Below are 26,729 nucleotides of genomic sequence, written 5' to 3'. Positions count from 1 at the left end.
AGAGGCAAATGATGAAAAATTCATCACATCATCACGAATTCTGATAGCTCACTCCGCCGCCGCTTCCAGGGCTTCCGGGCGCTTCGCAGTCTTAACCTTCGCGAGAAAGACCAGAGCCGCCGAGAGAATAAAGAAAGCGGCCAGCAGGTAGGGCGCACCGGCAAAGGTCACCGGAGCATCCGGCTTGGTGAAATAGCCGAACATCTGCGTGAAGATCAGCGGGCCGACGATCGTCGTGATGCTGCTGAGGCTCGTGAGCGCTCCCTGCAATTCACCCTGTGCCGACGGCGGCACCTTGCCGGCGGCAATACTGCGAAGCGGCGGATCGGCGACGTTTTCCATGACGGTCAGGATGATGACCGTATAGACGACCCAGCCCTCCCAGGCGAAAGCATAGCCCGTCAGGCCGACGACCGAGAAAGAAAGGCCGACGACCGCAGTCTTCCACTCGCCAAGCACCGGCACGATCTTCGGCAGCACGAGGCCCATGACGATCGCGGCGCCGATACCGTAGATGCCAAGCGAAAGGCCGATCTGGCCCTCGCTCCAGCCGTAGCGATAGGTCGAAACGAAGGACCAGACGGACGGATAAACGGCATGTGCCAGCCAGAAGAGGAACATGACGGCGCCGACCCAGCCGATGCCGGGATAATTGCGCATCTGCTTCAACGCGCCCAGCGGATTGGCCCGCTTCCATTCGAAGGTGCGCCGATGTTTGGCATCCAGCGTTTCCGGCAGCAGGCAATAGGCCGCGACGAAATTGAGGAAGGAAAGCGCCGCCGCGCCGAAGAACGGAACGCGCGGGCCGAACTCACCGAGGATGCCGCCGATAACGGGGCCGATGGTGAAACCGACCCCGAAGGCGATGCCGATTAGGCCGAAATTCTTGGCGCGGTTCTCGTCATTGCTGATGTCAGCGATATAGGCCGAACACGTCGCATAGCTGCCGCCGCTGAAGCCTGCGAGCGCCCGGCCGACAAAAAGCATCCAGAAGCTGGTGGCGACCGCGCAGATCAGATTGTCGATCGCGAAGGTCAACACGGAGAGAAGCAGGATCGGGCGGCGGCCGAAACGGTCACTGAGATTGCCAAGCAGGGGCGAGAACAAGAACAGCATGCCGGCATAGACGACCAGCAGCCAGCCGCCGTCGAGTGCGGCATCGCTGATGGTGCCGCCGGTGAGTTCCTCCAGATAGGCGGGCAGCACCGGCATGATGATCGCAATGCCAATTACGTCCAGAAACAGGATCACGAAAACGAGGAAGAGGCCGCGGCGAACGAATTTGGGATCAAGCATGGAACATCTCTCAACAGGGGGTTGCTTTCTGGAAAGACGATCTCGTCGCCGGGGTTGTTACATAGCTCATCGCGAAAAATGAAACAATACGTGAACATTTCAAAGTTTTTGATCAAGCCGCCAGCGAAATTGATCGGCGGGCGGAACAAACGGGGATTTCAGGCGGTCCGCCGCTGCTCCTTCACGAAATCGACAAATGCGCGCAACGCCGACGGCATGTGCCTACGGCCGGCATAATAGAGAAACGGACCGGAGAATTCCGTGATCCACTCCTGAAGGATCGGGACCAGTTCGCCGCGTGCTATGGCAGGAGCGAGGACTTCCTCGAAGGAGCCGATGACGCCGAGGCCAGCGACGGCAGCACCAACCTCCATCTCGATGACGTTGGCCACCAGCGGCCCGGACGGCGAGATCACCAGTGTTTCGCCACCGCGCTCGAATTCCCAGGCGAACGGTGCGCCGCTCAGGAAACGGTGGCGGATGCAATCGTGCCCGAGCAGGTCCTTCGGGTGCTGCGGCACGCCGCGTCGTTCGAGGTAGGCAGGCGACGCAGCAACGATATAGCACTGGCGGCGTGGGCCGATCGGCACGGCGATCATGTCGCGCTCCAATCGCTCGCCATAGCGTATGCCGGCGTCATAGCCCGCGGCGAGCACGTCGATGAAGCTGTCTTCGGCAACCACTTCAAGCGTGATCTGCGGATAGCGCTGCAGAAACCGGTTGGCGAGATCCGGCAGGAAGAGCTTTGCGGCGATCACCGGCACGTTAAGCCGCAGCGTCCCCGCCGGGCTGTCGCGAAAGCTATCGAGTTGGCTGAGCGCCGAAGCGACCTCGCCAAGCGCCGGCGCGAGGCGCTCCAGCAGCCTTTCGCCGGCCTCGGTCGGCGTCACGCTGCGGGTCGTGCGGTTGAGAAGACGTACGCCGAGCCGCTCTTCGAGGCGCCGGAGGGATTCGCTGAGGGAGGAAGGCGACACTCCGCGCTTGCGGGCTGCCGCGCGAAAGCTCCGCTCTCTTGCAATGGTGGCAAAGGCAGCCAGATCACTGAGAGGCAAGTCATCCATTGTGCGTATTTCCGTACAGGTTGTTCAAGATTATCCAGATTATCGCACAAATTCTGCCGTAGTAAAAATACTTCAAGGATGCCGCTCGGGTATCGAAGAGGAGAAAGAGATGCAGACCTATCGTTTGGGAAAGACCGGGCCTGAAGTTTCCGCCATCGGCCTCGGCTGCATGGGCATGTCGGGCATGTACGGCCCTTCCGATCGCGAAGAGGGCATCGCCACCATCCATGCCGCGCTGGATGCCGGCGTCAACCTGCTGGATACTGGCGATTTCTACGGCATGGGCCATAACGAGATGCTGATCGGCGAGGCATTGAAAGGCCGCAAACGGGACAGTGTCGTGATCAGCGTCAAGACCGGAGCGCTTCGCGATCCGCAGGGCGCGTGGCTCGGCTACGATTGCCGGCCCGCGGCACTCAAGAACTTCGTCGCCTATTCGCTGCAGCGTCTCGGCGTCGATTACATCGATATCTACCGCCCCGCCCGACTCGATCCCAATGTGCCGATCGAAGAAACCGTCGGCGCGATCGCCGATATGATCAAGGCTGGTTATGTCCGGCATGTCGGGCTTTCCGAAGTCGGCGCCGACACGATCCGCAGAGCAGCCGCCGTCCATCCGATCGTCGATCTTCAGATCGAATATTCGCTGATTTCCCGCGGCATCGAAGATGTGATCCTGCCCACCTGCCGCGAACTCGGCATCTCAATCACCGCTTACGGCGTCCTTTCGCGAGGCCTGATCAGCGGCCACTGGCACAAGGGCCTGGAAAGCAGCAAAGGCGATTTCCGCAGCCACAGCCCGCGCTTCCAAGAGGGCAATATCGAGCAGAACCTGGCGCTCGTCGAAGAACTCCGCAAAATCGCCGAGGCAAAGCGGGTCTCGGTCGCACAGATCGCGATCGCCTGGGTTGCCGCACAGGGCAAGGACATCATCCCGCTCGTCGGCGCCCGCCGCCGCGACCGGCTGACAGAAGCGCTCGGTTCAAGAGCCGTCGAGCTTTCGGCCGACGATATGGCCGCGATCGAACGCGCCGTGCCAAAGGATGCCGCGGCAGGCGCGCGCTACCCGGATGCGCAGTTGAAGCATATGGATAGCGAGAGATAGCGACAGTCCGTCGACTGTGAGTACCGCTTGCCCTCCCTTCGAAAGGTGAGAGAGCAAGCGGCAACGCCGCTCGACTCAGACCGGGCCGGAGAACGTATCGCAGGCGGCGAGCTGACCGCTGTCGAAGCCACGCTTGAACCAGCGCATGCGCTGATCCGACGTGCCGTGATTGAAGCTTTCCGGCACGACATAGCCTTGGCTGCGCTTCTGCAGCGTATCGTCGCCGATCTGTTGGGCGGCGTTCAGCGCCTCCTCAAGGTCGCCGGCTTCGAGGATGCCCTTCTGCTCGGTATATTTGCCCCAGATGCCCGCAAAGCAATCGGCCTGCAGCTCGACGCGCACCGACATCTTGTTGGCGTCGGCTTCGCTCATGCGCTGGCGCGCTTCGTTGAACTTCGGCAGAATGCCGAGAAGGTTCTGGACGTGGTGGCCGACTTCGTGGGCCACGACATAGGCTTCGGCGAAATCGCCGGAGGCGCCGAACTTGCTCTCAAGCTCCTGGAAGAACGTGGTGTCGAGATAGACCTTGTGATCGCCTGGGCAATAGAACGGCCCGGTGGCGGCGGATGCGAAACCACAGGCCGATCGTGTGGCATCCGCAAAGAGCACCAGCGTCGGGTCTTCATATTCCCTGCCCTGTGCCTGGAAGATGCCGCGCCAGGTGTCCTCGGTCTCGGCGAGCACGGTGCGCATGAACGCGGTCATCTCGTCATTGGCAGGCGTGCTCGTGCCCTCCGATTGGCTTTGCTCGTAGCCGGAGCCGCCCGTCATGCCGCCGTCCAACGCCTGCATCAGGTCGATGCCCATCGCCTTGAAGATCAGATAAATGACGACGAGGAAGATGATCGTGCCGATCGAAAGCCCGCCACCCCTGCGCCCCACACCGCCGCCGGACGGAAAGCTGAAGCCGCCGTTGCGGCCGAACGGATTGCGCCGGAGCCCGCCACCTGTCGCATCACCGCGGCGATCCTCGACATTGTCCGACTGGCGGCGCCCCTTCCATTCCATCTGAATTCTCCCCCGACGATGCGCAGGCATGCGCTCTAAGTGCAATTATATATCCGGCGAGGGTGCGAATGCCAGCAGGTTTCAGGCGAAGAGCTTTAGACGCGGACGAAGCACGAGAATGGCGCCGATAGTCACGAGCCCAATGCCGGCCATGGCCGAAGCCGTATCATTCCCGCTGAAGATCACCTCATTCATGATTCGCCCCGGCACGAGCGTGAACAGACCAGCGCTGATAACGCCGCCGAAATAGAGACCTTTGACGATACGCTTGTGCGTACGAATGTCGCGCCGGCGCGCCGCAGCTATCGCCTGCCAGCTGCCGAAGAGCGTTGCAGTCGAAAGGAGATGGATCGGGCCGAAGCCGAAAAACAGATCGAGCTCATGAATAAAGAAGCTGGAAAGCGCCGTGACCACCATCAGTATCATCCAGATCCTGCCAAGCGCCTTGTGGCGGCGGGTACCTTTCGGGCGAAGCAGAATGTAGGCGCCGAGGAGTGCTGCAGGCGTGACAGCAGCAACGTGGATCTGGATGGCAAGCGGGGCTTGAAGAAGCGGCTCAAGGGTCATGGTTGGTATCCGGTTGAACTTGAGCGATCTTTCCGCCATGAGTTCTCTCTCTCAATCGATTTGGCGTGAATGGCAGGAAAACTTCGTGGATCACTCCTTCATGCAATCCACGCTTCGCGAATTGCGGCTATTTATCCGTTCGCCGCGCTTCTGGGGAACCTTTGCCGTAGTCATTCTGATCTTTGCGGTCAGCGGTCCCTACGGGACGTCCGAGCGAATGACGGCGGGCCAAAGGCTCGGCTACTGGCTGGTCGTTCAGGCGGCGGCCTGGTCGATCGCGATCCTCTGTTCGGTGATTGCGGAGGTTCTGTTGCGCCGCCATATCGCGAGCATGTTCTGGCGGATGATGCTCGGCTCGGTCGCCGCAGCGCTGCCGATCGGCTATGTTCTTAGCCTTATAGACTTCATCTTCGACGGCACGCGGCATTCGATGCAGAGCGGCCTGCAACGCGCGTTCTTTGCCTTACCACTCTGCGCGCTCTTCTGTCTGCTCACCTACATGGCAATGAACGAGCGGATCAAAGAAGTGGTTGCGACATCAGGCAGTACGCCGCGACCGCCTTCCATTCTTGACAGGCTGAAGCCGCAGAACCGGGGCGAACTGCTCAGGCTCTCGGTGCAAGACCATTACACCGAAGTCGTGACAAGTCTCGGGCGCGAACTCGTGCTGCTGCGCTTTGCCGACGCGCTGAGGGAGACGGGCGGCACAGCCGGGCTGCAGGTTCATCGCTCGCATTGGATCGCCGATGCCCATGTCGAGCGCTTGAAGCGGGACAACGGAAAGCTGCTTATCCTGACGCGCGACGGCTTCGAAATTCCAGTCAGCCGCAGCTACGCGGCAGAGGTGCGGCGGCACTTTGGTTGAGGAAATTGCAGCAAATGCTTGACGCGACTCCTGCTTTCGCCCTCACTGAAGGAGAGGATGCAGGAGGATCTAATGAGAGCTGTGCGCCTGGAAGCGACGGGACGGCTTGCGGTGAGCCGTGTGGAAAAACCGGTGCCGGGGCCTGGCGAAGTGCTGGTGAAGGTCGAGGCCTGCGGCATCTGTGGTACTGACCGTCATCTGTTCCTGGGTGAATTTCCGTCGAAGCCGCCGGTGACGCTCGGGCATGAATTCACCGGCATCGTCGAAGCCGTCGGAGAAGGCGTAACCGCCTTTCCTCCCGGCATGCGGGTGACAGGCGACCCGAACATCGCCTGCGGACGCTGCCCGGACTGCCAGCGCGGACGTGTCAATCTCTGCCGGAACCTGCAGGCGATCGGCATTCACCGGGATGGCGGTTTTGCCGAATATGTCTGCATGCCGGAGCAACAGGCGTTCGAGCTGCCACAGTCGCTGGCACCGCTGCATGGCGTCTTCTGTGAACCCCTCGCCTGCTGTCTGCACGGCGTCGATCTGGCGGAGATCAAGGCCGGCGCATCCGTGGCGGTGCTCGGCGGCGGCGTGATCGGCCTGCTCGTCGTGCAGCTTGCGCGGCTTGCCGGCGCAACGCGCGTCGTGCTCGTGACGCGCAACGCCGCTAAACGGCGGCTCGCCGAAGAGCTTGGGGCGACGGTCACGGTCGATCCGTTGGCAGGCGACACCGCCGGTCTGGTGACGCCTGACGACGGCCTTCTGCCGGGCGGGGCCGATATCGTGTTCGAATGCGCGGGGGTGACTGAGACCATGGAGCAGGCGCCTCTCCTCGCCCGCCGCGGCGGCACCGTCGTGGTCCTCGGTGTCATGCCGCAAGGCGCCAGAATTTCGCTGCAGCCCTTCGATCTGCTGTTCCGCGAGATCAAGCTGGTGAACTCGTTCCTGAACCCGTTCACCCATGGCCGCGCCGCGGACCTGATCGCCTCTGGCGCCATCAAGGTCGAGCCTCTCATCTCCCGCCGGATCGGGCTTGATGACGCACCGGACGCGATTGCCAATCCGGCGCGAAACGGCGAAATCCGCGTGATCGTCGTGCCGGCTCCCTGACCGGCATTTCAGGAGTTTTCGGATTCCTGTCGATTCCGCGATTTATGGGGTTCCGTTTGCAAATACATTTGCCTATAAGCCGCTTCTAGCCTGAAAAGACCCTCCATGCGCGACCCGACCCGGTGCCTCCCACCCTGGCCGGCTTTTTGCGCAGCTAGAAACGGATATCGCCATGCCGAAGCGCCAAGACATCAAATCGATCCTCATCATCGGCGCGGGACCGATCGTCATTGGCCAGGCTTGCGAATTCGACTATTCCGGCACCCAGGCCTGCAAGGCGCTGAAGGAGGAAGGCTACCGCGTCATCCTCGTCAACTCCAACCCGGCGACGATCATGACCGACCCAGGTCTCGCGGACGCGACCTATGTCGAGCCGATCACCCCGGAGGTCGTCGCCAAGATCATCGCCAAGGAGCGGCCGGACGCGCTGCTGCCGACCATGGGCGGCCAAACGGCGCTGAACACCGCTCTGTCGCTGAAGCGCATGGGTGTGCTCGACCGCTACAGTGTCGAGATGATCGGCGCCAAGCCAGCCGCAATCGATATGGCCGAAGACCGCGCCCTCTTCCGCGAAGCCATGGCCCGCATCGGGCTGGAAACGCCGCGCTCGATGCTGGCGAACGCCACAGACATCAAAGATACCGACCGCAAGACGCATGAGGCCGAACGCACGAAGCTGCGCGAAAGCCTCTCCGGCGCGGCATTGGACACTGGGCTGGACGAGCTAGAAAACCACTGGAACCTCGGCGAAAGCGACCGCAAGCAGCGCTATCTGAACCACGCCATGGCGATCGCCGCGCAGGCGCTCGACGACATCGGCCTGCCGGCCATCATCCGCCCGTCCTTCACGCTCGGCGGCACCGGCGGCGGCATTGCCTACAACCGTTCGGAATTCTTCGACATCGTCAGCGGCGGTCTCGATGCGTCTCCGACGACCGAGGTCCTGATCGAGGAGTCGGTCCTTGGCTGGAAGGAATATGAAATGGAAGTCGTCCGCGACAAGGCGGACAACTGCATCATCATCTGCTCGATCGAGAACATCGATCCGATGGGCGTCCACACGGGCGACTCGATAACCGTCGCGCCGGCGCTGACGCTGACCGACAAGGAATACCAGATCATGCGCAACGCCTCGATCGCGGTGCTGCGCGAGATCGGCGTCGAAACCGGCGGCTCGAACGTGCAGTTTGCCGTCAATCCGAAAGACGGCCGCCTCGTCGTCATCGAGATGAACCCGCGCGTGTCGCGCTCCTCCGCGCTTGCCTCGAAAGCCACCGGCTTCCCAATCGCCAAGGTCGCCGCCAAGCTCGCGATCGGCTATACGCTCGATGAGCTGGAAAACGACATCACCGGCGGCGCAACGCCTGCGTCGTTCGAACCCTCGATCGACTACGTCGTCACCAAGATCCCGCGCTTTGCCTTCGAGAAGTTCCCGGGCGCCTCGCCGGTCCTGACGACAGCGATGAAGTCCGTTGGCGAAGTCATGGCCATTGGCCGCACCTTCGCAGAATCGCTGCAGAAAGCGCTGCGCGGGCTGGAAACGGGTCTGACCGGCCTCGATGAAATCGAAATCCCCGACGTCGAAGAGGGCGAATCCAGCCAGAACGCCATCCGCGCCGCCATCGGCACGCCGACGCCTGATCGCCTGCGCATGGTCGCCCAGGCGCTTCGCCAGGGAATGAGCGAGGCCGAAGTTCATGAGGGCTCCAAGATCGATCCCTGGTTCATCGCTCAGTTCAAGGCAATCGTCGATATGGAGGCCCGTATCCGCGAGCATGGCTTGCCCGCGGATGCCGCAAACCTGCGCATGCTGAAGGCCATGGGCTTCTCGGACGCGCGCCTCGCGACGCTGACGGGCAAGCGTCCGAAGGAAGTGGCGGAATTTCGCAACAGTCTGAATGTCCGCCCGGTCTTCAAGCGCATCGACACCTGCGCCGCCGAATTCGCCTCGCCGACTGCTTACATGTACTCGACCTACGAGACGCCTTTTGTCGGCGTCGCACGCTCCGAAGCGCAGGTCTCGGACCGCAAGAAGGTCGTCATCCTCGGCGGCGGCCCGAACCGCATCGGCCAGGGCATCGAGTTTGATTATTGTTGCTGCCACGCCGCCTTCGCGCTGAAGGATGCGGGTTATGAAGCGATCATGATCAACTGCAACCCGGAGACGGTCTCGACCGACTACGACACATCAGACCGCCTCTATTTTGAGCCGCTGACGGCCGAAGACGTGATCGAAATCCTGCGCGCCGAGCAGGAAAAGGGCGAAGTCGTCGGCGTCATCGTCCAGTTCGGCGGCCAGACGCCGCTGAAGCTTGCCGAAGCGCTGGAGAAGAACGGCATCCCGATCCTCGGCACCGCACCGGATGCGATCGACCTTGCCGAAGACCGCGACCGTTTCCAGAAGCTCCTGATGAAGCTCGACCTCAACCAGCCGAACAACGGCATCGCCTACTCGGTTGAGCAGGCCCGCCTCGTCGCCGCCGAAATCGGCTTTCCGCTGGTCGTGCGCCCGTCCTACGTCCTCGGCGGCCGTGCCATGCAGATCATCCATTCGGAATCGATGCTGCAGGCCTATCTGCTCGACACGGTTCCGGAATTGGTTCCGGAAGACATCAAGCAGCGCTATCCGAACGACAAGACCGGCCAGATCAACACGCTGCTCGGCAAGAACCCGTTGCTCTTCGACAGCTATCTGACGAATGCCATCGAGGTCGACGTCGACTGCCTGTCAGACGGTACGGATGTCTATGTCGCGGGTATCATGGAACACATCGAGGAAGCCGGCATCCACTCCGGCGACTCGGCCTGCTCGCTGCCGCCGCGCTCGCTGTCGGCGGACTTGCTCGACGAGCTCGAGCGCCAGGCGAAGGCCATGGCGAAGGCGCTGAGGGTCGGCGGTCTAATGAACGTGCAGTTCGCCATCAAGGATGGCACCGTCTACGTACTCGAAGTCAACCCGCGCGCCTCACGCACCGTGCCGTTCGTGGCAAAGACCATCGGTGCGCCGATCGCCAAGATCGCTGCCCGCGTCATGGCCGGCGAGAAGCTGGATGCGGCCTTCGCAGCCTACGGCGAAAAGCCCGATCCGCGCGCCCTGAAGCACATTGCCGTCAAGGAAGCCGTCTTCCCCTTCGCCCGCTTCCCGGGCGTCGATACGCTGCTTGGGCCGGAAATGCGGTCGACCGGGGAGGTCATCGGCCTTGACACCGATTTCGCTCTTGCCTTCGCCAAGTCGCAACTCGGCGCCGGTGTCGAACTGCCGCGCGACGGGACGGTCTTCGTCTCAGTTCGTGATCACGACAAGCCGCGCGTCCTGCCTGCGATCCGTGTTCTCGTAGGCGAAGGCTTCAAGGTACTTGCCACCGGCGGCACGCAACGCTTCCTGGCTGAAAACGGCATCGAAGCGACGAAGATCAACAAGGTGCTCGAGGGCCGGCCACACATCGAGGATGCGATTCGCAACCGCCAGGTCCAGCTCGTCATCAACACGACGGACGGCAACAAGGCGATCTCCGACTCGAAGTCGCTCCGCCGTGCGACGCTGATGCAGAAGGTGCCCTATTACACGACGATGGCCGGTGCTGAAGCCGCCGCACAGGCGATCAAGGCGCTGAAGGCGGGCAACCTCGAAGTCCGCCCTCTGCAGAGCTATTTCTGAGTATTAAACGACCGGAAGTTGCCGTAAAATCTCTCGGATGTTACCGTTTCGGCGGTACATCCGGAGCGGTTGATGGCAAAGAACATCGTCATTCTGTTCGATGGCACGTCGAACGAGATTTCGGCCGACCGGACCAATATTGTCAGATTGTTCGGCACCCTGAAACGCTCGGATGAGCAGATCGTCTATTATGATCCAGGCATCGGCACGTTCGGCGCGGCAAATGCCTGGTCGAGGCTGCTTCGCAAATCCTATGAGGTTTTCGGACTCGCCACCGGCTGGGGCCTCGACCAGAACGTCAAGGAAGCCTACCGTTTCCTGGTCGAGAACTACGATCGCGGCCCGCCTGACGCCGATGGGCGGCATTCCGGCCGCGATCGCATCTACATCTTCGGCTTTAGCCGCGGCGCCTATTCGGCGCGTGTCCTGGCAGGCTTTATCCATGCCTTCGGTCTGACAAGCCGATATCATCTCAACCTGCTCGATTATGCCTACAGAACCTACAAGGGAATTCCCGCGCAGGAAGAGAAAGCCGGCGGCGCTGCAGAGGATAGCGGCGACGATACCTCCTCTGCTTTCGCGGCCATGCGTCTCTACGAACGCATGCTCAGAAACGATCGCCCGCCGATCAAGCTGCTTGGTCTTTTCGATACGGTGACCTCAGTGATCGAAGCGGGGAAATGGCTTCCGCAATTCAAGGCCCACCCTTTCACCCGCAAGAACCCGAGTGTCGAATGGGTGCGGCACGCAGTCGCCATCGATGAACGGCGGACCATGTTCCAACCGGAGATCTGGGAGCGAGACCAGGAATATTGGGGCCGCCCGTTCCGGCCAAAGACGCCGGTAAAGCAGAATTTCAAGGAAGTGTGGTTTGCCGGCGTCCACGGCGATATCGGCGGCGGCTATCCGGAAGCGCAAAGCGGAGCCGTCAAGATTCCCCTCGCCTGGATGATAGAGGAAACGCAGCCGGCCGGGCTCCTCTATCGCACCCGCACCGTCAACGACATCGTACTCGGCAAGAACCACAAAAAATATGTGCCGCTGAACTCCAGCGCTCCGCTCCATAATTCGATGACCGCCGGATGGAAAATCCTTGAATACATCCCTCGGCGCGTGCCGGAAAATTCCTGGCGCAAGCGCGGCAACCGGAATGCCATCTATCTCCCTCTGAGCGACCAGCGCTTCATTCCTGACGACGCGCTGATCCATATTTCGGTCAAGGAGCGGAAGGATGCCGGCGCCTACAATCCGCCGAACCTGCCTGCAAATCCCGTCTTTGTCCCTTAATGGCTTGAATCATTCTTTGATCCGACTCACCCTTTCCAGGGCAGCCCAATCGGGAACGCTGGCCGAGAGCGGGCGGTTAGCCGGGTAGCGCGCCACATTACGAATTTTATGGAAATCGGCGGCAACGATCTGCTATAAGCGAGTGATTAGGATTATTGCACGGTTCCGAAGTCCCCTTCGGGACCTGTTTTCTTTTGTGTCGCTGCCTGACTATAGGACACGAAGATCAAAGGACAGGAAAATGGTTGATAAGGTTCCGATGACACAGGGTGGTTTCGTCAAGCTGCAGGAAGAATTGCGCTGGCGTCAGCAGGAGGAGCGCCCGCGTATCATCGAAGCGATCGCCGAAGCCCGTGCTCATGGCGATCTTTCGGAAAACGCCGAATATCACGCAGCCAAGGAAGCGCAGAGCCACAACGAGGGCCGCATCAGCGAACTCGAAGACCTGACGGCGCGCGCCGAAGTGATCGACCTTGCGAAGATGTCCGGCGACAAGATCAAATTCGGCGCCAGGGTCAAGCTCGTCGACGAGGACACCGAGGAAGAAAAGACCTACCAGATCGTCGGCGATCAGGAGGCCGACGTAAGGGCCGGCCGCATTTCCATCTCCTCCCCGATCGCCCGCGCACTCATCGGCAAGGTTGTCGGCGATTCCATCGAGGTCATCGCACCGGGCGGCTCCAAAGCCTACGAAGTCCTGTCGATCTCCTGGGGTTGATAGCCTGTGGCGGAAACGGTCAAGCCGGCCGCGATAGATATAGCTGACGTCGAAATCATCGCGCCGAACTTCAAGCAGCGATTATCCGGCGTCACGTCGACGATCGTCCAGCTGGTTCCCTGCCAGATCAAACTCGGCATCAAGATCGCAACGCTCGGCCCCGGCCTGCCGGACGGCCTTCCGAAGTTGTCGTGGAGCCAGTTTCTTTCCGCCTGGCGTCCGCCTACTGGGCGCCAGCAGCGTGTTTGGCACGCACGCCGCAACAATGAAATGGCCGCGGGCGTCGTGCTGCGGCATATGTTCCGCATGCCGCTAAAGCTGCTGTTCACGTCGGCCGCGCAGCGCCGGCATACCGCCTATACGCGCTGGTTGATCCGCCGGATGGACGCGGTCGTTGCGACCAATGCCCGATCCGGCTCCTTTCTTGAGGTGCCGCACACCGTGATCCGCCACGGCATCGACGTGGAACTTTTCCATCCGCCACGAACCGCCGAGGACAGCACCGAGGCCACTAGCCTGCCCGGCAAGTATCTCGTCGGCTGCTTCGGTCGCATCAGGCACCAAAAAGGCACCGACCTCTTCGTGCGGTCGATGATCGAACTGTTGCCGCAACATCCGGAGTGGACGGCAGTGATCTCCGGCCGGGTAGCGGCGGAGCACACCGCTTTTGCCGACAAATTGAAGGCCGATATCGCCGCCGCCGGTCTCGCCGACCGGATCGTCTTTCTGGGCGAAGTGCCGGACATCAAGGTCTGGTATCGCCGGCTCACCCTCTATGTCGCTCCTTCCCGCAACGAAGGTTTCGGGCTGACGCCGTTGGAGGCCATGGCATCAAAGACGGCAGTCGTTGCGTCGGATGCCGGGGCCTATGCCGAAATGATCGAGGAAGGAATGAACGGCAACATCGTTCCGGCCGGCGACGGCGAAGCCCTCACCAGGGCAGTCGCCCCCTACCTTGCCGATCCGCAAAAGGCCCTCGCCCATGGCGAGGCGGCGCTCGCGCATGTGCGGGCGCATTTCGCGCTGGAAGGCGAAGCGAAAGCATTGAAGGCTGTCTATGAGGATCTTCTGCGCCGGTAAAGTAGCCGTCAATTCTATCGGCTACGGCTTGCGCTTGAAAAGTTCGAGATAGGCATTGGCAATCGCATCTTCCGAGAACTGGCTCATCAGCGTCGCGTAGCCGCCCGCCGCCACCTTGGCCGCCAAAACCGGATCATTGATCAGCCGCTCGATCGCGCGAGCGAAGCCATCGGCATCGCCGATGTCGACAAGAAGCCCGTTCTCGCCGTCCTGCATAAACCAACTCGGCCCCTCCGACCGGCTCGAAACCACCGGCTTGTGCTGCGCCCAGGCTTCAAGGATGACGTTGCCGAGCGGCTCATGGTTCGATGGCATCACGAAAATATCGGCGGCGGCCACAAACGGCCGCGTATCCTTTTGCCAGCCGAGGAAGCGAATGCGATCGGTTACACCGAGATCGGCCGCAACCTTCTCGACATTCTTCAGCTCCTCGCCGTCCCCGGCAAGCCAGAGATAAACGCCCGGCAGCTTGGCAACGGCAGCCGTCAACAAAGCGAATTCCTTGCGCGGAACGAACCGCCCCATGGACATCACGACGGGAGCATCTTCCGGTGTCTTAAGCGCCGCCCGATCGACGGGCGCGACGCGCTCCGTATCCGTGAAATTGGAAATCACCTCGACGCCGCGCGTCCAGCCCAGTTCGCGCACATGCTGGCCGATGCCGGGCGTATTGCAGACGATGACGTCGGTATTCTTGAAATAGCGGAGATTGGTCGGGTAGTCCCCCAGACGGGAAATCTTGATACAGCCTCTGTAATCCGGCATTAACTCGCTCGCCCGCTGCGCCCAGGCGACCAAGGCATCCGGCTTTTGGGTCCGCGCCATGCGGGCCGCCTTCATCGGAAGAAGCAGGCGGTCCAATGACAGGTTGCGGAAATTGCTCTCCGTTATGTTCGTGACAGCTTCGATATCCTTGCGCCACAGCCTGTTCGGCCGGATGATGGCCGTCTGTTCGACATCACGCCGCGCCAGTGCATTGACCAAATGCACGAAGAAACGCTCGGCGCCGCCATCCTTGCCGAAATGAAAATGCAGGACCTTCATGGTGCGCTCGAACCGGTCTCGAAGAGGCGAAGATAGGCGTTGGTGATCGCCTCTTCGGAAAAGCGCTCGCGGAGCGTCCGCCATCCGCCGTCCTTGAGATGCTCGCGCAGCGCAGGATCGTCGCGCAGGCGCATGATGGCCTTCGCCAACCCATCGACGTCGCCGCAATCGGTCATAATGGCATCTTCGCCGTCGGTCATCACCCATGAAGGACCTTCGGCGCGCGATGAGATCGTCGGTTTTCCCGCGCCCCACCCTTCGAGGCAGACATTCCCCAAAGGCTCATGCAGCGATGTGATCGCAAAGGCATCGGCAGCCGCGAGATAGGGATAAGCATTGGTCTGCCAGCCGGCAAAACGGACCCGGTCGCGCAAGCCCAGCTGATCGGTAAGGGCTTCCAGGTTTTCCCGTTCCGGCCCGTCCCCGAGGAGCCAAAGATGGGTATTCCCGACCTGCGCCATAGCCCGAATGATCACGTCGAAGCCCTTGCGCTTGACGAAGCGGCCCATCGCCATGACAACAAATGCGTTCTCCGGCGTCTGCAGAGCATCCCGGGAAATCGGCACGCTCGGCGTGGAACGCGTAAAGTTGGCGATAACCTCGACGCCACCCGTCCAGCCGAATTCCCGCACCTTGGCGGCAATATCCGGCGTGATGCAGACGAGGGTCTGCGAATTCGTGTAGTAGCCGAGATGTTCAGGGTAATCCCCCAGGCGGGAAATACGCCGGGCCTTGTTGTAGTTCGGCATGAAGCGGCTGGCGCGCAACTGCCAGGTCATGATCACGTCAGGCTGGAATTCTTTCAGGATGCCGCGCATGCGAGCAGACAGGACGAAACGTGACAGCGATATCCTGCGGAAGATTCCTTCGTAGACCGTGCCGCAACTTTCGACATCCTTCTTCCAGCTCCGGTCCGGACGAATGAGCATCCGCTGCTCCACGCCCCGGTCGGAGAGAGCGTTCACGAGATTGACGAAGAAGCGCTCGGCTCCCCCCTCTTTGCCAAAATGGATATGCATGACCTTCATGAGCGGTCCCCGACCCTATCGTTGTTGCGCGTCGTCGATATTCGGACGCCGCTTCAGCGCTTGCCGTTGGTAGATCTTCGCCTGCGTGAGAAACGCATAAACAGCTCCCGTCATCGCCTCTATGAAGCCTGAAGCACCGCAGCGCCACAGGCCGTTTTTGAAATAGAGACGGAGAAAATAGAGCGGAGGGCTGAAGACAAGGCCGGAAAACCGCGCTGTCCTGCCGGCTGCGACCTGCTGGTCCGCCTTCAGTGTCGAATACTTGTTTTCCTTGAGAATCTGCTCGTCAATGATCAGCGGGCGGTAGTGAAGCAGACTGCCGCTCTTTGCCTTTTCCACCCGCCCGTCGGGCACGATGCCCTCATGCACGGCCTGGCTTAGGTCGTAGCCGCCCCTGCCCTTGCGGATAAGGCGGAGGTTCTTGCGTTCAAGCACATTTTCCGGCGTGTAGCCATAGCCGATCAGGTAAGGCCGCCGCGCCACACGCCAGCCGACGATCTCTTCCGGCCCTGCGATCAATTCCGGCAGCAGCTTGCGCAACGGTGCATCAAGCCGCTCGTCGGAATCGATGTTGAAGCACCACGGCTGGCTGCATTGCTCCAGCGCGAACTGCTTCTGCCCGGCATAGCCATGCCATGCCTCATGAAACAGCGTGATCGGCCAGCCCTTGTCGATATAGGACTGCACGAGCCCAACTGTCCCGTCCGTTGATCCGGAGTCGACGATGACGATCTCCGAAAATTGGGCCAGTGACTCTATACACCCACCCAGGAACTGCTCTTCGTTCTGGCAGATAATAAAGGCGGAGATCGGCAGCTTCAAAAGACTAGTCCCCAAAAGAAGGAATGTGCAGTTCGCCCCTATGGCTCCTGTTGTCGTGGCTGCTAGGCGCCGGCGAGCAAGCTATTTCGACAACCAAGCCGAAGCATCATCGACAACGACTTTCTCAATTCCCATTCTGTCTCGCCAAACTCGGCCGGTATCCTCGGCGACATAATACCCGGACTTTCCGACATACAGCCGATTCCGAAATTTGGACACATATTGCATCAGTTGCGGGTTTCGCAGTGAACGAACCTGCTTCTCCGGATCGAGGGTCTCGTCCAGCAGTTTGCCCCAACCGCGCGCGAAGTCTCCCCGAAGAAAAGCAGGACTCGTCGTGAAGTTCGGATACTTGAGCCTTATCGGAAGCTCGAATCCCAGAAATCGGTAATTCTTTCTGGCGTAATGGAACATCCCCCGGCGCTCGACGCTCCAGTTCTTTTCCTTCGTCATCAGCGAGACCTGAGAGACGCTTTTCTCCCCAAAAAGGTCTAAAATTCCAGGCGGAATCTCCTCCAAAAGCTCCCAATCATCCTCCATGTGAAAAACGAAATCTGCTTCACTGTTCAGCCAGAGGCGTTTCACGGCAGCAGCAAAGCCCGGCACAGGCGGTGCATAGACGATCGCTTGCGGATAGAAGCTTTTCAGCACCTCGATGCAGTTGCGCTCGTCTTCTTCATCGCCCCATAGCTTATCGACATTCATCGAAACGCGCGAAAAGCTGAAGTTCTTGAACATTTTCTCGTTGAAGCTTTGAAGCGTTGCGCGAAGCAACTCGGGCCGGCGCGTCGCTACGATGGTCAACTCTATGCTCACAAAAATCTCCTGATTATCGGCACTGCCCGAACCGGGATCATTGTCAAACCTCAACCAGCCCCAGCCTCTTCACTTGCCGGATCGTCAGCATCGTGCGCACCGTGTCGACATGCTCGTTGGCGGTCAGTACTTCGATGACGAAATCCTGGAAGCGGGTCAGGTTTTCTGCGACGCAATGCAGCAGAAAATCGCTGTCGCCGGAGACCATCCAGGCCTGGCGCACCAGCGGCCAGTTTGAAGTGGCGGTGGCAAAGGCCTTGAGGTTGGTTTCGGATTGATGCTTGAGGCCGACCATGCAGAAGGCGACGAGGTCGAAGCCGAGCTTCGGACTGTTCAGCATCGCGTGATAGCCCTCAATCACGCCGGCCTCTTCGAGCTTACGGACACGCCGCAGACAGGGCGGAGCCGAAATGCCGACGCGGTCGGCGAGCTCCACGTTCGTCATCCGGCCGTTGGCCTGGAGTTCCCGCAAGATCCTTATGTCGATGACGTCGAGTTCGGCGCGAACCACCGCATTGCCTTTCTTTAATTTTCCGGAGGCAGCTTCTATATAAAGCGGCGGAATACGCAAGAATGTTTCGCTCGCATGACCGAATCTTGCACAGGCGGGCGCAATGCCTTGTTGGTAATGCAAGGCTGCCCTTGAATAATAGCATTGGTCGTTCATAAATGGCTGAGGATCGCGATACGGCCGCATTCGCTCTTTAGCCGACGCCTCCCGCCAATCGAAAGGAAATGACATGTCCGCCCGCCATACCAAGGTGCTCATCATCGGCTCCGGTCCCGCCGGCTATACCGCCGCCGTCTATGCGGCGCGTGCGATGGTGAAGCCGGTGCTGATTGCCGGGATGGAGCAAGGCGGGCAGCTGATGATCACGACGGATGTCGAAAACTATCCGGGCTTTGCCGATCCGATCCAGGGCCCGTGGCTGATGGACCAGATGCTGCAGCAGGCCAAGCATGTCGGCGCCGAGATCGTCAGCGACATCGTCACCGAAGTCGAGATGAACCAGCGCCCCTTCGTGGCCCGCACAGACAGCGGCCAGGTCTGGACCGCCGATACGCTGATCATCGCGACGGGCGCCAAGGCGAAGTGGCTCGGCATCGAAAGCGAACAGCATTTCCAAGGCTTCGGCGTTTCTGCCTGCGCCACCTGCGACGGCTTCTTCTATCGCAACAAGGACGTCATCGTCGTTGGCGGCGGCAACAGCGCCGTCGAGGAAGCGCTTTATCTTTCCAACATCGCGAAGTCGGTGACGGTCGTGCATCGCCGCGATGCATTCCGCGCCGAAAAGATCCTGCAGGAGCGCCTGTTCTCGAAGGAGAACGTGAAGGTTCTCTGGAACACCGAAGTCGCCGAAATCACCGGCACGCCGGCCAAGCCGCCGATGCCGCCATCGGTTACCGGCGCGCGGCTGCGCGATACCCGCACCGGCGCCGTCAGCGACGTTGCCATCCACGGGGTCTTCGTGGCGATCGGCCATGCGCCGGCAACTGAACTTTTCAAGGGCAAGCTCAAGCTCAAGGACAACGGCTATCTCTGGACCGCTCCGGATTCCACCGCGACCAGCATAGAGGGGGTCTATGCTGCGGGCGACGTGACGGACGATATCTTCCGGCAGGCGGTCACCGCCGCCGGCATGGGATGCATGGCTGCCCTCGAAGCCGAACGTTATCTGACGGGCCACATGCCCGTCGCCGTGGCCGCGGAGTAAGATCGGCTATGAGGGGTGGGGGAATGCCATTGGATTGGGACAAGCTGCGTATCTTTCACGCAGCTGCCGAGGCCGGATCGTTCACGCATGCGGCCGACAAGCTGCATCTCTCCCAGTCTGCGATCAGCCGCCAGGTCAGCGCGCTGGAGCAGGACGTCGGCACCAAGCTCTTCCACCGCCATGCCCGCGGCCTGATCCTGACGGAACAGGGCGAACTGCTCTATCGCACCGCTCATGACGTGCTGCTGAAGCTCGAGACGGTGAAGATGCAGCTCACCGAGACGACGGAAACGCCATCCGGCAAGCTGCGCGTGACCACCACCGTCGGTCTCGGCCAGGGCTGGCTGACGGACAAGATCCAGGAGTTCATGCAGCTCTATCCGGACGTCCAGATCCAACTCATTCTCGACAACGAGGAACTGGACGTGAACATGCGCCACGCGGATTGCGCCATCCGCCTGCGCCAGCCGCAGCAGTCCGATCTCATTCAGCGCAAGCTCTTCACCGTGCATATGCACGTCTATGCGGCCCCTTCCTATATCAACCGCTACGGCGAGCCTCAGTCGGTCGAGGATCTGGACAGTCACCGCATCATCACCTTCGGTGAACCCGCCCCCAGCTATCTTCTCGATGTGAACTGGCTGGAGATCGCCGGGCGCTCGTCCGACAACAAGCGGATTCCGCATCTCCAGATCAACAGCCAGACCTCGATCAAGCGCGCCTGCCTGCTTGGCATCGGCGTCGCCTGCATGCCGGATTACATCGTCGGACGCGACCCCGGCCTCATCCAGCTCGCGATCAACGCCGACGTACCCTCCTTCGACACCTATTTCTGCTATCCTGACGAAATCAAGAACGCCGCAAAGCTGAAGGCATTCCGCGATTTCATCGTCAGCAAGGCGAGAAACTGGAACTTCTGATTCCCGTTTTTGTTCACTAAAATGCAGACCATGCAACCAACGCATGACTGGCATGCACAAAAGAGGGTTGCCGTTTGCTCAATTAAACACCATATCGCACTCAGCTGATGCACATGGTGGCTTTTCCTCCCAGTTCCACCGCATTGGCTGTTCCCCTCTGGAGGTTTTTGACCTTCACACCTTAAAGGGCCCCGAGCTTTCGGTGGCCCTCTTTTTTTTGCCCATAATCGCTGCATTGCAGCATAATTTGTGCAGCGCATGGCAGGCATGCATAAAAATGCATTGAAAGATGCCCAGTAAAGCACCATATCGCCTATAGCTGATGCACTTCGGTGGCTTCTCTCCCAGTGCCACCGCATTAGCTGTTCCCCTCTGGAGGTTTTTGACCTTCACACCTTAAAGGGCCCCGAGCTTTCGGTGGCCCTCTTTTTTTGCCGAAAATTTAGGCGCCGGTCAAAACTGCGCAGCTCACGCCCTCGTGATTTGCATATCGGAAATTGACGATCCATGTATCGATAGAATTCGATTTATAGTTCGGTATTGGACGATGGACAGAGACGAAATCCTGAAGGCGCTTTCGCACCCGAAGCGGGTGGAAATCCTCAACTGGCTGAAAAATCCGAACGAGCATTTTGCTTCCCAAGAGCATCCCTTGGAGATGGGCGTCTGTGCCAGCCAATTCGAACGCTGCGGCCTTTCACAATCGACCGTCTCCGCTCATCTTGCAACATTGAGCCGCGCCGGCCTGGTCACCACCAGGCGCGTCGGCCAATGGGTTTTCTACCGGCGCAACGAAGAAACGATCGCTGCCTTCCTCAAGCAATTAAGCCAGGATCTGTGATGGCCTGATCGGCCTCGGTGCCACTGCATTTTGCCAATCTCTCCGCCGGATCGAGTTGCCCCGCTCCGGCCGAGTGATCCTCCCGCCGAAACAAGAAAGGACTTCCATGAACAAGCTTTTCGAACCCGCGCAGATTGGCGACATTGCCGTCAGGAACCGCATCGTCATGGCACCGCTGACGCGCAATCGTTCACCGGGCGCGATCCCGAACGATCTGAACGTCGAATACTACCGCCAGCGCGCGACGGCCGGCCTCATCATCACAGAGGCAACTGCGATCACGCATCAGGGCCAAGGATACGCGGACGTTCCCGGCCTCTACAAGAAGGAAGCGCTCAACGGTTGGAAGCGCGTGACAGATGCCGTGCACGCAGGCGGTGGCAAGATCGTCGTGCAGATGTGGCATGTTGGCCGCATCTCGCACACCACGCTGCAGCCGGACAGCGGCAAGCCGGTCTCCTCAACCAGCCGCGTTGCCAAGGCCAAGACCTACCTCATCAATGCGGACGGCACCGGCTCCTTTGCCGATACCTCCGAGCCGCGTGCGCTCGAGACATCGGAGATCCCCGGCATCATCGAGGATTATCGCAAGGCCGCACGCGCGGCGATCGACGCAGGCTTCGATGGCGTCGAAATCCACGGTGCGAATGGCTATCTACTCGACCAGTTCCTGCGCGACGGCGTCAACGACCGAACCGACCAGTATGGCGGTTCGATCGAAGACCGCGCCCGCTTCACGTTCGAAGTGGTCGACGCGGTCACCAAGGAAATCGGCGCAGGCCGCACGGCGATCCGCATCTCGCCGGTCACCCCCGCAGGCGACAGCTATGATTCCGATCCGCAGACGCTCTTTGCCTATGTCGTAGAGGGCCTCGCCAAATATGACCTCGCCTATGTCCACGTTATAGAGGGCCAGACGGGTGGCGAGCGCGATTACACGCAGGGCACAAATCCCCCCTTCGATTACAAGGCTCTGCGCCAGACTTATGAAAAGGCCGGCGGCAAGGCGGGTTGGATGGTCAACAATGGTTACGACCGCGACATGGCGATCGACGCCGCAGAAAGCGGTCGCGCCGATCTCGTCGCCTTCGGCAAGCCTTTTATCGCCAATCCGGATCTGGTCGAGCGCCTCAAGAAGAACCTGCCGCTCACCACGCCAGACCAGGCCACCTTCTACGGCGGCACCGCAAAGGGTTACATCGACTATCCGCTGCTCGAAAAGGTCGCCTGATCTCCAGCGTACCGGACGAAATCCCGCCTCACGCGGGATTTCTTTTTCGACTGCTGCCGTTAGGATGCGGCCATGTTCGAATCCCATCTCCGCCGCTGGTCGCTGATACCGGACGGCGAGCCGATCATCACCCATTCCAGCCACCTCCTGCCGGTCCTCTGGAACGGCAGGCCGGCAATGCTCAAGACGTCTCGTGACGAGGCCGAAAGGGCCGGCGGCGCGTTGATGCACTGGTGGGATGGTGACGGTGCCGCCAGGGTCTATGCCCATGATGACGAAGCCGTTCTGCTCGAGCGGGCGACCGGCAGCCGCTCCCTATTCAAGATGGCGACGGACGGTGAAGACGACGAGGCTAGCCGCATCATCTGCCGCACGGTCGAAAGGCTGCATGCGCCACGACAAAAGCCCTTACCCGAACTTGTTCCTCTTCGCCGCTGGTTCCGGGAACTGGAGCCCGCCGCGAAAACCTATGGCGGCGTGCTTGCCGAATGCAGCGCGATCGCCGAGGCGCTGCTTGCCGATCCGCGCGATCCGGGCGTGCTGCACGGCGACATTCACCACGGCAACATTCTCGATTTCGAAGAGGACGGGTGGCTTGCGATCGACCCGAAGGGTCTATTCGGCGAACGCGGCTTCGACTATGCCAATACTTTCGCCAACGAAGATCTTCCGGCCATCAGAGTGCCGGGACGGCTGCAGCGTCAGCTTCGGATCGTTTGTGCCGAAACCGGCATGGAATCCAAACGCTTGCTCCAATGGATCGTCGCGTATTCCGGCCTGTCTGCGGCCTGGTTCCTCGGCGACAATATGAATACGTCTGCTGAAAGCCCGCTTGCCGTCGCGCGCATCGCGCTGGCGGAGTTGCAGCAAGCCTAGCGGCTTCCTTCAATAGAGGTCAGAGGAATTTCATCAAGTGGCAGATCGTGCCGCGCGTGAGGGAGCCTGCGCTTGAATGCCGCGGGTTGATCAACACGATCGTCGAACGGACGCTCGGCTCAGGCACGCGGAAAGGCCTCGGCGGAACCGCCGCTCTTCCATTTGCTATCGACGACTTCCGTCTCCGGCCGGTCGCCGCCTTCGGCATATTCCTCATGCCATTTGCCCTTCTCGTCCTGCCAGCTGATCTCGGCGGAATCGCCGCCGACCTGCTGCTCGGCCGCGACGATGCGGGCTGCTTCCAGCGCCTCGGCATGCGAGGGGAAGGCTTCGGAATAGACGTCTCCCAGCCGGTAAGCCCAGCCGCCGTCGTGGGGAACGACTTCGTAAACCACCTTGATCATGCACCTCTCCTCTTTTTTCAGCGGCCCGATTTATCGGCGATCAGCCGAAGGCTTCCGGACTGCATCCGGCTCCATCGCGGGCGGCAAGGCGAGAGTTATGAGGCACGCCGCGATTGCTTCCGGCTGACCAATTTCGGCAGTATTCCATTAAATGCACAAGACTGCAAATTCACCCCGCACCTGACCTGCCTGATACGGAAAATCATCGGCTGCCGAAAAGCGGGATCAGAATTTCAGGGCCAGCGGATGGTCAGCCAGAGCCCGGTCGATCGTCACAAGCCGCAGCCCTTCGATTTGGCATTGAGCGAGCAGAAGCCGGTCGAAGGGATCGCGGGTATCCGGCTCGGGATCAGCCGCGGTTATGACGTGGCTGACATCGATCCCAAGGAGCGACAATCCTATTTCCTGAAGAGATTGCGCCATCTCTTCAAGAGGCATACCGGGATCCAGCTTGCCTAGTCTTGCCTTGATCGCAGTCTCCCATAGGCTCGCGACACTCACAAATCCGACTGTTTGCGGCTCGCCTAACAAGGTCGTGACCACAGGAAATCGCTGTGCAACATCCTTTCGCAAGATCGCAAGCACGATATGCGTGTCGAGCAGCAGCCTCATCGTTCAGGCAGGGGCCTAAGGAGAAAATCCTCCGGCAAAGGATCGTCGAAATCGTCGGCTATGAAGGGCACGGGATTGGTGATGCCCTTCGACCGGAGGTAGGCCTGGCCAGCCTCCAAATTCAAACCGCCGCGCGGCTTATGCGGGACGAGATCAAAGACCGGGCGGCCGTTTCGCGTCACGACAATCGTCTCCCCTTCCTCGACCTCGCGGGCGAGTTCAGTCAGGCGGTTCTTGGCATCGCGGATCGATACGGTTTTCATACGCCAAATGTAGCCACATGCAGCCACATCGTCAACGATCCTATAAAATAGAAAGGCCCGCCATCGCTGACGAGCCTCTCTTCAATTTCTGCCAACTGCTTTACTTGCAGGCCGCGCAGAAGCGCTGGATGCGCTTGCAGGCCTCTTCGAGCAGGGCCTCCGAAGTCGCATAGGAAATGCGGAAGTTCGGGCCGAGGCCGAAGGCCGAGCCGTGCACGACGGCGACGCCTTCGCTTTCGAGCAGTTCGGACACGAAATCCTCGTCGGTCTCGATGACCTTGCCCGAAGGCGTGATCTTGCCGATCAGGCCGGCGCAGGACGGGTAGACATAGAAGGCGCCTTCCGGCGACGGGCAGACGATGCCTTTGGCCTGGTTCAGCATCGACACCACCAGATCGCGGCGGCCTTCGAAGATCTTCTTATTCACCGGGATGAAATCCTGCGTGCCGTTCAGCGCTTCGACGGCGGCCCACTGAGCGATCGAGGTGGCGCCCGAGGTCTGCTGGCCCTGGATCATGTCCATCGCTTTGATGAGCGGCAGCGGTCCGGCCGCATAGCCGATACGCCAGCCGGTCATTGCATAGGCCTTGGAGACGCCGTTCATCGTCAGCGTGCGGTCGTAGAGCTCAGGCTCGACTTCGACCGGCGTCACGAACTTGAAGTCGCCATAGGTCAGGTGCTCGTACATGTCATCCGTGAGCACCCAGACATGCGGATGCTTGAGCAGGACATCGGTCAGCGCCTTGAGTTCGGCATGCGTATAGGCAGCACCCGACGGGTTCGACGGCGAGTTGAAGACGAACCACTTGGTCTTCGGCGTGATCGCCTTGTCGAGATCGGCCGCCTGGAGCTTGAAGTTGTTTTCCTGCGTCGCTGAGACGATGACGGGTGTGCCGCCGCAAAGCGCCACCATCTCCGGATAGGACACCCAGTAGGGCGCCGGGATGACGACTTCATCGCCCGGATTCAGCGTCGCCATGAAGGCATTGAACAGGATCTGCTTGCCGCCGGTGCCGACGATCGTCTGCTCCCAGGAATATTCCAGGCCGTTCTCGCGCTTGAACTTCGCCGCGATCGCCTTGCGCAGCTCCGGGATACCGGAAACCGGCGTGTATTTCGTCTCGCCGCGATCGATAGCGTCGATGGCGGCCTTCTTGATATTGTCCGGCGTATCGAAGTCCGGCTCGCCGGCGCCAAGGCCGATCACATCGCGCCCCTTGGCTTTCAGCTCGCGCGCTTTCTGGGAGACGGCGATGGTGGCTGAAGGCTTCACACGGGAAAGAGCATCGGCAAGAAAGGCCATGATAACGGTCCTATATGGTTGAAACGGGCAGAAGGCCGGGACCGGAGTTCTGCGGTTAGCTCTATGTCCAATGTGCAGCAGCATTTCAAGCGCAAAGGCGTGATGGTGCCAATGATTCTTATTGATCATTGGCCACGCTCGGCGGCGCAAGCATGAATCACTTTGCGAAGAACTTGAACCAATCTCTGAAGGGATGTGGATTTCGTCCCTGAAATCAAAAACTTCGCGGATTCAGCCTTTGCCATGATTATGCCGCAACAAATGACGCGGCATGCCACAATTCGGTCGCGAGCCCGCCGGGATCGAAGCCTCATCTTTAGCGCTCCTAATTGGTTGTTGAGGGTATGCCAATGTTTCTGGGGGACGAGCGGGCCGCAGCGCGGCTTCGCGCCCGCCGGGTTTCGCTTTCATTTTTGATTGCAGTAAGCGTCGTCGCCGCTTCGACGATTGCGTTCGGAATCATTTCGACCGCCCGCGCCAAAGAGGCGCCACAGCTGCAGAAGACCGAGCAAATTGCCGGCTCCTTAACCGCACCGGTGGCGACAAACGACGCGACCGCCCAACCCGCCGCTTCGGCCAAACCGCGGACGGCGACGCATGCCGACGGACAGATCATGCGCGGGCTGACTCTGCTGCTTTTCGCCCTGACCGCAGCGGGCGCACTGGCCGTGTGGCGCCGCCGCATCAAGCGCCTGATGACCGTGAGGAGCAGGTAATGGGCAGCAACGGAAACCGGCTTCAGGACGCGGGCGAGTTCGAACCGCTTCCCTCTTACCTCGAACTGGCCATGGCGACCGCTGCGGCCACGGCCCACGACGCGCCGCGGCAGCGCGAGAAAGGCTTCCTTTTCTCGCGCCTTTCGACGGTCGAGCGGATGATTGCGCTCGGCATCGCCGGGCTTGCCCTGTATGGCGTCGCGCTGATGAGCGACGGCTTCTACATCAAGGGAAAGGCTGCGGTCGCGCAGATCCTGCTGCAGCGCTCCTTTGCCGAAGCCGAGCTGGTGGACACGACGCCGACTGCCTCCATTCAACCGCAAAACACAAAGCCGTTATCTGCGCCGCAATAAGGTTGAAGCGCCCTGCCATCCGCTCCACGTTGAAAGCGGATG

26 protein-coding genes and 1 pseudogene are annotated in these 26,729 nt (G+C 60.5%); 14 read left to right on the top strand and 13 right to left on the bottom strand.

The window, feature by feature from the left end; all coding sequences use genetic code 11:
- Window positions 1-48 precede the first annotated feature (48 nt).
- On the bottom strand, window positions 49-1,296 hold the full coding sequence (locus ACZ9BX_RS02475; RefSeq protein ID WP_476215518.1) for a TCR/Tet family MFS transporter: 1,248 nt from the start codon (window positions 1,294-1,296) through the stop codon (window positions 49-51).
- Between the two features lie 158 nt (window positions 1,297-1,454).
- Window positions 1,455-2,357, bottom strand: coding sequence for a LysR family transcriptional regulator (locus ACZ9BX_RS02470; RefSeq protein ID WP_476215517.1), 903 nt, complete (start codon window positions 2,355-2,357; stop codon window positions 1,455-1,457).
- A gap of 109 nt (window positions 2,358-2,466) precedes the next feature.
- On the opposite strand from ACZ9BX_RS02470, the gene ACZ9BX_RS02465 reads away from it, so the two are divergent.
- Window positions 2,467-3,462 carry an aldo/keto reductase gene (locus tag ACZ9BX_RS02465; RefSeq protein ID WP_476215515.1) on the top strand — a complete coding sequence of 332 codons (996 nt, stop codon included), beginning with the start codon at window positions 2,467-2,469 and terminating at the stop codon, window positions 3,460-3,462.
- A gap of 75 nt (window positions 3,463-3,537) precedes the next feature.
- Here ACZ9BX_RS02465 and ypfJ read toward each other — a convergent pair whose 3' ends face one another.
- Complete coding sequence (gene ypfJ / locus ACZ9BX_RS02460; protein WP_476215514.1) at window positions 3,538-4,470, bottom strand: KPN_02809 family neutral zinc metallopeptidase; 933 nt, start codon at window positions 4,468-4,470, stop codon at window positions 3,538-3,540.
- Between the two features lie 81 nt (window positions 4,471-4,551).
- On the bottom strand, window positions 4,552-5,076 hold the full coding sequence (locus tag ACZ9BX_RS02455; RefSeq protein WP_476215512.1) for a DUF2306 domain-containing protein: 525 nt from the start codon (window positions 5,074-5,076) through the stop codon (window positions 4,552-4,554).
- On the opposite strand from ACZ9BX_RS02455, the gene ACZ9BX_RS02450 reads away from it, so the two are divergent.
- The 6 genes from ACZ9BX_RS02450 (at window position 5,075) to ACZ9BX_RS02425 (ending at window position 13,743) form a co-directional block, all read left to right on the top strand.
- Window positions 5,075-5,902 carry a LytTR family DNA-binding domain-containing protein gene (locus ACZ9BX_RS02450; protein ID WP_476215510.1) on the top strand — a complete coding sequence of 276 codons (828 nt, stop codon included), beginning with the start codon at window positions 5,075-5,077 and terminating at the stop codon, window positions 5,900-5,902. The genes ACZ9BX_RS02455 and ACZ9BX_RS02450 overlap by 2 nt on opposite strands.
- Before the next feature lie 72 nt (window positions 5,903-5,974).
- Window positions 5,975-7,000 (top strand): zinc-dependent alcohol dehydrogenase family protein, encoded by a 1,026-nt coding sequence (locus ACZ9BX_RS02445; protein ID WP_476215508.1) that lies wholly within the window; start codon window positions 5,975-5,977, stop codon window positions 6,998-7,000.
- Window positions 7,001-7,172: 172 nt separating this feature from the next.
- Window positions 7,173-10,658 carry a carbamoyl-phosphate synthase large subunit gene (gene carB / locus ACZ9BX_RS02440; protein ID WP_476215506.1) on the top strand — a complete coding sequence of 1,162 codons (3,486 nt, stop codon included), beginning with the start codon at window positions 7,173-7,175 and terminating at the stop codon, window positions 10,656-10,658.
- Window positions 10,659-10,730: 72 nt separating this feature from the next.
- The gene (locus ACZ9BX_RS02435) at window positions 10,731-11,945 is read left to right on the top strand and encodes a T6SS phospholipase effector Tle1-like catalytic domain-containing protein (RefSeq protein ID WP_476215504.1); all 1,215 of its coding nucleotides are present in this window, start codon (window positions 10,731-10,733) and stop codon (window positions 11,943-11,945) included.
- A gap of 241 nt (window positions 11,946-12,186) precedes the next feature.
- Window positions 12,187-12,663: a transcription elongation factor GreA gene (greA, locus tag ACZ9BX_RS02430; RefSeq protein ID WP_027508456.1), complete on the top strand. Its 477-nt coding sequence runs from the start codon at window positions 12,187-12,189 to the stop codon at window positions 12,661-12,663.
- A gap of 39 nt (window positions 12,664-12,702) precedes the next feature.
- Window positions 12,703-13,743 carry a glycosyltransferase family 4 protein gene (locus ACZ9BX_RS02425; protein WP_476219886.1) on the top strand — a complete coding sequence of 347 codons (1,041 nt, stop codon included), beginning with the start codon at window positions 12,703-12,705 and terminating at the stop codon, window positions 13,741-13,743.
- 21 nt (window positions 13,744-13,764) lie between these two features.
- On the opposite strand, the gene ACZ9BX_RS02420 is transcribed toward ACZ9BX_RS02425, so the two are convergent.
- The 5 genes from ACZ9BX_RS02420 to ACZ9BX_RS02400 form a co-directional block, all read right to left on the bottom strand.
- Window positions 13,765-14,787, bottom strand: a complete 1,023-nt coding sequence (locus ACZ9BX_RS02420; protein WP_476215502.1) for a glycosyltransferase — start codon at window positions 14,785-14,787, stop codon at window positions 13,765-13,767.
- Window positions 14,784-15,815, bottom strand: a complete 1,032-nt coding sequence (locus ACZ9BX_RS02415; protein WP_476215500.1) for a glycosyltransferase — start codon at window positions 15,813-15,815, stop codon at window positions 14,784-14,786. Before ACZ9BX_RS02415 ends, ACZ9BX_RS02420 begins: the two co-directional genes overlap by 4 nt.
- Window positions 15,816-15,830: 15 nt before the next feature.
- Window positions 15,831-16,637 carry a glycosyltransferase family 2 protein gene (locus ACZ9BX_RS02410; RefSeq protein WP_476215498.1) on the bottom strand — a complete coding sequence of 269 codons (807 nt, stop codon included), beginning with the start codon at window positions 16,635-16,637 and terminating at the stop codon, window positions 15,831-15,833.
- 81 nt (window positions 16,638-16,718) lie between these two features.
- Window positions 16,719-17,507, bottom strand: coding sequence for a hypothetical protein (locus ACZ9BX_RS02405; RefSeq protein WP_476215496.1), 789 nt, complete (start codon window positions 17,505-17,507; stop codon window positions 16,719-16,721).
- Window positions 17,497-17,964, bottom strand: coding sequence for an Lrp/AsnC family transcriptional regulator (locus tag ACZ9BX_RS02400; RefSeq protein ID WP_476219884.1), 468 nt, complete (start codon window positions 17,962-17,964; stop codon window positions 17,497-17,499). The genes ACZ9BX_RS02405 and ACZ9BX_RS02400 overlap by 11 nt, the downstream gene beginning before the upstream one ends.
- Before the next feature lie 229 nt (window positions 17,965-18,193).
- On the opposite strand from ACZ9BX_RS02400, the gene trxB reads away from it, so the two are divergent.
- The 5 genes from trxB to ACZ9BX_RS02375 all read left to right on the top strand — a co-directional run bounded on the left by trxB (window position 18,194) and on the right by ACZ9BX_RS02375 (window position 23,036).
- Window positions 18,194-19,168, top strand: a complete 975-nt coding sequence (gene trxB, locus ACZ9BX_RS02395; RefSeq protein ID WP_476215494.1) for a thioredoxin-disulfide reductase — start codon at window positions 18,194-18,196, stop codon at window positions 19,166-19,168.
- Between the two features lie 23 nt (window positions 19,169-19,191).
- Window positions 19,192-20,088: a LysR family transcriptional regulator VtlR gene (locus ACZ9BX_RS02390; RefSeq protein WP_027508448.1), complete on the top strand. Its 897-nt coding sequence runs from the start codon at window positions 19,192-19,194 to the stop codon at window positions 20,086-20,088.
- Between the two features lie 547 nt (window positions 20,089-20,635).
- On the top strand, window positions 20,636-20,929 hold the full coding sequence (locus tag ACZ9BX_RS02385; RefSeq protein ID WP_086994171.1) for an ArsR/SmtB family transcription factor: 294 nt from the start codon (window positions 20,636-20,638) through the stop codon (window positions 20,927-20,929).
- Window positions 20,930-21,035: 106 nt separating this feature from the next.
- Complete coding sequence (locus ACZ9BX_RS02380; RefSeq protein ID WP_476215489.1) at window positions 21,036-22,160, top strand: alkene reductase; 1,125 nt, start codon at window positions 21,036-21,038, stop codon at window positions 22,158-22,160.
- 72 nt (window positions 22,161-22,232) lie between these two features.
- Window positions 22,233-23,036 (top strand): aminoglycoside phosphotransferase family protein, encoded by an 804-nt coding sequence (locus ACZ9BX_RS02375; RefSeq protein ID WP_476215487.1) that lies wholly within the window; start codon window positions 22,233-22,235, stop codon window positions 23,034-23,036.
- A gap of 119 nt (window positions 23,037-23,155) precedes the next feature.
- On the opposite strand, the gene ACZ9BX_RS02370 is transcribed toward ACZ9BX_RS02375, so the two are convergent.
- From ACZ9BX_RS02370 to ACZ9BX_RS02355, 4 genes are all read right to left on the bottom strand, one after another.
- Complete coding sequence (locus ACZ9BX_RS02370; protein ID WP_027508444.1) at window positions 23,156-23,440, bottom strand: DUF2188 domain-containing protein; 285 nt, start codon at window positions 23,438-23,440, stop codon at window positions 23,156-23,158.
- 225 nt (window positions 23,441-23,665) lie between these two features.
- A complete protein-coding gene (locus ACZ9BX_RS02365) occupies window positions 23,666-24,052 on the bottom strand; it encodes a type II toxin-antitoxin system VapC family toxin (RefSeq protein ID WP_476215485.1) in 387 nt (128 codons plus the stop codon).
- Entirely contained in the window at window positions 24,049-24,315 is a 267-nt protein-coding gene (locus ACZ9BX_RS02360) for a type II toxin-antitoxin system Phd/YefM family antitoxin (RefSeq protein WP_476215483.1), read from the bottom strand. Before ACZ9BX_RS02360 ends, ACZ9BX_RS02365 begins: the two co-directional genes overlap by 4 nt.
- A gap of 100 nt (window positions 24,316-24,415) precedes the next feature.
- Window positions 24,416-25,618 carry a pyridoxal phosphate-dependent aminotransferase gene (locus tag ACZ9BX_RS02355; RefSeq protein WP_476215481.1) on the bottom strand — a complete coding sequence of 401 codons (1,203 nt, stop codon included), beginning with the start codon at window positions 25,616-25,618 and terminating at the stop codon, window positions 24,416-24,418.
- A gap of 350 nt (window positions 25,619-25,968) precedes the next feature.
- Between ACZ9BX_RS02355 and ACZ9BX_RS02350 the strand changes: the two genes are divergently transcribed.
- Together ACZ9BX_RS02350 and ACZ9BX_RS02345 are read left to right on the top strand one after the other, a co-directional pair.
- The gene (locus tag ACZ9BX_RS02350; RefSeq protein ID WP_476215479.1) at window positions 25,969-26,334 is read left to right on the top strand and encodes a hypothetical protein; all 366 of its coding nucleotides are present in this window, start codon (window positions 25,969-25,971) and stop codon (window positions 26,332-26,334) included.
- Window positions 26,334-26,669: pseudogene (locus tag ACZ9BX_RS02345) on the top strand (class GN sortase); the annotation flags it as partial. The gene ACZ9BX_RS02350 and the pseudogene ACZ9BX_RS02345, both read left to right, overlap by 1 nt.
- Window positions 26,670-26,729: the final 60 nt, after the last annotated feature.

The sequence above is a fragment of the Rhizobium sp. USDA 3886 genome (assembly GCF_056279785.1).
The sequence above is the reverse complement of the archived record's forward strand: the minus strand, read 5'-3'. Positions and strand labels throughout refer to the sequence as shown.

Excerpts from the sequence above, each read along its gene's own strand:
- ACZ9BX_RS02475 (WP_476215518.1), bottom strand. The coding sequence starts at position 1,296 with ATGCTTGATCCCAAATTCGTTCGCCGCGGCCTCTTCCTCGTTTTCGTG.
- ACZ9BX_RS02470 (WP_476215517.1), bottom strand. The coding sequence starts at position 2,357 with ATGGATGACTTGCCTCTCAGTGATCTGGCTGCCTTTGCCACCATTGCA.
- ACZ9BX_RS02465 (WP_476215515.1), top strand. The coding sequence starts at position 2,467 with ATGCAGACCTATCGTTTGGGAAAGACCGGGCCTGAAGTTTCCGCCATC.
- ypfJ (WP_476215514.1), bottom strand. The coding sequence starts at position 4,470 with ATGGAATGGAAGGGGCGCCGCCAGTCGGACAATGTCGAGGATCGCCGC.
- ACZ9BX_RS02450 (WP_476215510.1), top strand. The coding sequence starts at position 5,075 with ATGAGTTCTCTCTCTCAATCGATTTGGCGTGAATGGCAGGAAAACTTC.
- ACZ9BX_RS02455 (WP_476215512.1), bottom strand. The coding sequence starts at position 5,076 with ATGGCGGAAAGATCGCTCAAGTTCAACCGGATACCAACCATGACCCTT.
- ACZ9BX_RS02445 (WP_476215508.1), top strand. The coding sequence starts at position 5,975 with ATGAGAGCTGTGCGCCTGGAAGCGACGGGACGGCTTGCGGTGAGCCGT.
- carB (WP_476215506.1), top strand. The coding sequence starts at position 7,173 with ATGCCGAAGCGCCAAGACATCAAATCGATCCTCATCATCGGCGCGGGA.
- ACZ9BX_RS02435 (WP_476215504.1), top strand. The coding sequence starts at position 10,731 with ATGGCAAAGAACATCGTCATTCTGTTCGATGGCACGTCGAACGAGATT.
- greA (WP_027508456.1), top strand. The coding sequence starts at position 12,187 with ATGGTTGATAAGGTTCCGATGACACAGGGTGGTTTCGTCAAGCTGCAG.
- ACZ9BX_RS02420 (WP_476215502.1), bottom strand. The coding sequence starts at position 14,787 with ATGAAGGTCCTGCATTTTCATTTCGGCAAGGATGGCGGCGCCGAGCGT.
- ACZ9BX_RS02415 (WP_476215500.1), bottom strand. The coding sequence starts at position 15,815 with ATGAAGGTCATGCATATCCATTTTGGCAAAGAGGGGGGAGCCGAGCGC.
- trxB (WP_476215494.1), top strand. The coding sequence starts at position 18,194 with ATGTCCGCCCGCCATACCAAGGTGCTCATCATCGGCTCCGGTCCCGCC.
- ACZ9BX_RS02390 (WP_027508448.1), top strand. The coding sequence starts at position 19,192 with ATGCCATTGGATTGGGACAAGCTGCGTATCTTTCACGCAGCTGCCGAG.
- ACZ9BX_RS02385 (WP_086994171.1), top strand. The coding sequence starts at position 20,636 with ATGGACAGAGACGAAATCCTGAAGGCGCTTTCGCACCCGAAGCGGGTG.
- ACZ9BX_RS02380 (WP_476215489.1), top strand. The coding sequence starts at position 21,036 with ATGAACAAGCTTTTCGAACCCGCGCAGATTGGCGACATTGCCGTCAGG.
- ACZ9BX_RS02375 (WP_476215487.1), top strand. The coding sequence starts at position 22,233 with ATGTTCGAATCCCATCTCCGCCGCTGGTCGCTGATACCGGACGGCGAG.
- ACZ9BX_RS02370 (WP_027508444.1), bottom strand. The coding sequence starts at position 23,440 with ATGATCAAGGTGGTTTACGAAGTCGTTCCCCACGACGGCGGCTGGGCT.
- ACZ9BX_RS02365 (WP_476215485.1), bottom strand. The coding sequence starts at position 24,052 with ATGAGGCTGCTGCTCGACACGCATATCGTGCTTGCGATCTTGCGAAAG.
- ACZ9BX_RS02360 (WP_476215483.1), bottom strand. The coding sequence starts at position 24,315 with ATGAAAACCGTATCGATCCGCGATGCCAAGAACCGCCTGACTGAACTC.
- ACZ9BX_RS02355 (WP_476215481.1), bottom strand. The coding sequence starts at position 25,618 with ATGGCCTTTCTTGCCGATGCTCTTTCCCGTGTGAAGCCTTCAGCCACC.
- ACZ9BX_RS02350 (WP_476215479.1), top strand. The coding sequence starts at position 25,969 with ATGTTTCTGGGGGACGAGCGGGCCGCAGCGCGGCTTCGCGCCCGCCGG.